Source organism: Phycisphaerae bacterium (genome assembly GCA_012729815.1).
Lineage (GTDB): Bacteria > Planctomycetota > Phycisphaerae > JAAYCJ01 > JAAYCJ01 > JAAYCJ01.
Window position 1 is genome coordinate 1 of the sequence record JAAYCJ010000094.1, and the last position, 3,016, is coordinate 3,016.

Sequence of the window (3,016 nt, forward strand, 5' to 3'; positions counted from 1 at the left end):
ATGGACCTCGGCGGCCAGTGGTGGAGCTACGGCAAAGGCCAAATGCAGGGATTCCATATCATCCGCAATAACCACATCCACCACTGCGGCGTCTCCGCCGTGTCCGCCTGGCACAATATGGCCAACGAGAAACTGCTCGTCGAAGACAACCTCGTGACCGACTGCTGCTGGATGCCCATCACCGACCACTACGAATCCGCCGGAATCAAAATCCACCGCACCGAACACTCGGTGATCCGGCGAAACGTGGTCCTGCGAACCGCGCACTGCGCCTCGCTGTGGCTCGACGGCGAAATCTTCAACACCCGCGTGACGGGGAACCTCTTCGCCGACGCCGCCCATCCCGCCTTCGGACACGTGTTCCTCGAAATCAACCAGGGCCCGAACCTGGTGGACAACAACGTCCTGGTCAACAGCGGCGGCAACGGATTCTACGAGCACGACGCCGAGCGGGTCTACCTCATCCAGAACCTGATCGCCAACGGCGACGACACAGCCGTCATGATGCGTTGCGGCGATCCCAAACGGGTCAATCCGCCCCTGGAAAACGAGCATCGGGTCTTCGCCAACGTCATCGCCGGTTTCCCGAGGTACATCCAGTTCCCCAACCGCACCAGCCACTCGGAGTTGAATCTGTTCGGCGAGCGGTTCGATCGCTTCCGCGACGCCTTCCTCGCCGACGCCGCCGCGGGCGAGGAGGGAACCGTGGTGGACCTGGACGCTTGGCGAGACATCGGTTTCGACCGCCGTTCCGAGGTGGCCCGGCTGAGCGTCTTTTTCAACCCGGACGATCTGACCCTCAGCATCCGCGCGCCCGGCGTATCGACCTGGCCCGCCTTTGACCGACTGCCGGAGACGTCGGCTCAAACGACCGCCGCTGTCGATTTCCTCGGTCGAGCGATACCGCCGCTCGCCTCGCCGCAGGTCGTACTGACGCACGACTATTTCGGCCGCCAACGACCCACGGGAACCATCCAGGTCGGCCCCTTCCTCAACCCGCCGCTCGACGGAACCCCCTTCAGCATCGATCCGCGAAAGAGAGACCTCTGACAGACCGAAGATGAATTATCCCGAGCCCAATGACGGGAGGACCAAGCATGTCTTCCAACAAACCTCTGCCCTACCGCCTCCTGTGGACCTGGGACCACTCCACCAACTGGGACCCCGCTCAGCCCGGCGGCCAGGAGGAAGGCTGCGGCAATCCCTACACCAAGCCCGCCGAGGCGTTCCTGAGCGACTACACCCGCCTGATCGACTGCATGGCCGACCTCGACCTCAACGGCCTGATCGTCTGGGGTTTCCTCCGCGACGCCCACGGCGGCGTCCAAGCCGCCCAGCGCCTCTGCGACTACGCCCGCCGCAAGAACGTCCGCATCCTGCCCGGCGTGGGCGTCATGGCCTACGGCGGGTTCTACTACCAGGGCGACCACGAGTTCTCCATGGCCAAATGGATCGAACGCTATCCCGAAATGAGCGCAGTCGACGAGAACGGCCAACCCTACAACTGGACCGCCTTCCCGCCCGACGGCCCGCACATGCAGGCCCTCTGCCCCTCCCGGCCAGCCAACGTCGAGTGGAACCTCAACGGCCTCCGCTGGCTGATCGACAACTTCGACATCGGCGGGATCAACTACGAAACCGGCGACTACGCGGTCTGCCACTGCGACCTCTGCCGCGACAAAAAAGCCGGCGTCAACGTCCTCTCGCCCGGCAAGCCCGCCGACAAGATTAACGTTTCCTTCGACACCATGGCCCACGTGTACCCGCTCCTGATGGACCAGGCCCATACCCTTAAGCCGGACCTCTGGCAGGTCTACTCCACCTACTGCGGCTACCGCAGCGACATGGCCCAAGCCGTCCGCCGCTTCCTCGACCCGATCCCACAGTACGCCATCTGCCAGTGGACGCTCACCCACATGCTCGACGACGACCACGACTTCCCCTGGGAAGACGACCTGCTCTTCCCCGCCCGCCACAACGTCGGCTTCTTCCACCAGGGCAGCCAGTGGTTCGCCGCCCTCGGCGGCAAAGGACCTTTCGGCCGATACGACCCGGTCATTGAGACCATCCAGAAAGCCGCCGCCAAAGGCTCACGCGCCGGCCTCGAAGGACTCGTCACCCACGGCGAAGTCGCAGCCGACCATCCCGCCTGGACCCAAAACTACCGTGCCTTTTCCCACTTCACCCACCATCCAGGCCGACGGGTCGAGGACCTTGAGGCAACAGGCCAATAGACTATCATTGGATCCGCTGTCGTTTTCTTGGAGACCAACCCATGGAAATCGGCTTCGACATCAGCTTCACCGATTTTCCCGTCTTCGGCCCCGACCTCGGCATCCGCGACGTCCAAGCCTGGCGCGAGCAGACCTGGGGTCCGCGCGGCATCGAGCTCGCCATGGACACCGCCGTCGCCGCCGGCGTCAGGACCGTCAACTTCCGCGTCCACGCCCCCGGCCCCATGTGGCCCTCCAACGTCCCCGGCACCACGCCTCACAACTGGGCCATCTACTCCCGCAAGCTCGGCTTGGAGCCCGACATGGGCCAGTGGAACATGGTCAAGGACGGCATCGACATCGCCCACCGCAAAGGCCTCCGCGTCCTCGGCTGGTTCGACATGACCGAAGGCCATGCCGGCCTGCCCACCGCCTGGTCGCTGAACCACCCGCAGTTCTGCATCGTCAGCCGCGACGGCGTCCGCATGGATGGACCCTTGGGCCTGGTCGGCAAGGACGGCACGACCTTCGACAAGACGATGGTCCACGTCGATCACGAAGAGCTGATCGCGCGCGGCTTCATGGATGTCTACTGCACCCGGCCGGATGGCGTCAGCATCGACCCCCAGCTCTCCTTCGCCTACCCGCAGGTCGTCGATTACCGACTCGCCCTGATCGACGAAGCGCTCGACTACGGCCTCGACGGCCTGTTCCTGGTCGCATGCCTCGGCCTCGGCTACGAACCGCCCGTCCGCGACAGCTTCAAACAGACCCACAGCCTCGATCCGCTCGACCTGCCCGAA

3 protein-coding genes are annotated in these 3,016 nt (G+C 64.4%); all 3 read left to right on the forward strand.

Annotated elements, in window-relative coordinates; translation table 11 throughout:
• The coding region (locus GXY33_07040; GenBank protein ID NLX04882.1) for a right-handed parallel beta-helix repeat-containing protein at positions 1 to 1,050 on the forward strand (1,050 nt) is incomplete at its 5' end.
• Positions 1,051 to 1,097: 47 nt separating this feature from the next.
• A complete protein-coding gene (locus GXY33_07045; protein NLX04883.1) occupies positions 1,098 to 2,234 on the forward strand; it encodes a hypothetical protein in 1,137 nt (378 codons plus the stop codon).
• Between the two features lie 41 nt (positions 2,235 to 2,275).
• Positions 2,276 to 3,016: hypothetical protein (locus GXY33_07050; GenBank protein ID NLX04884.1), on the forward strand; the 741-nt coding region annotated here is incomplete at its 3' end.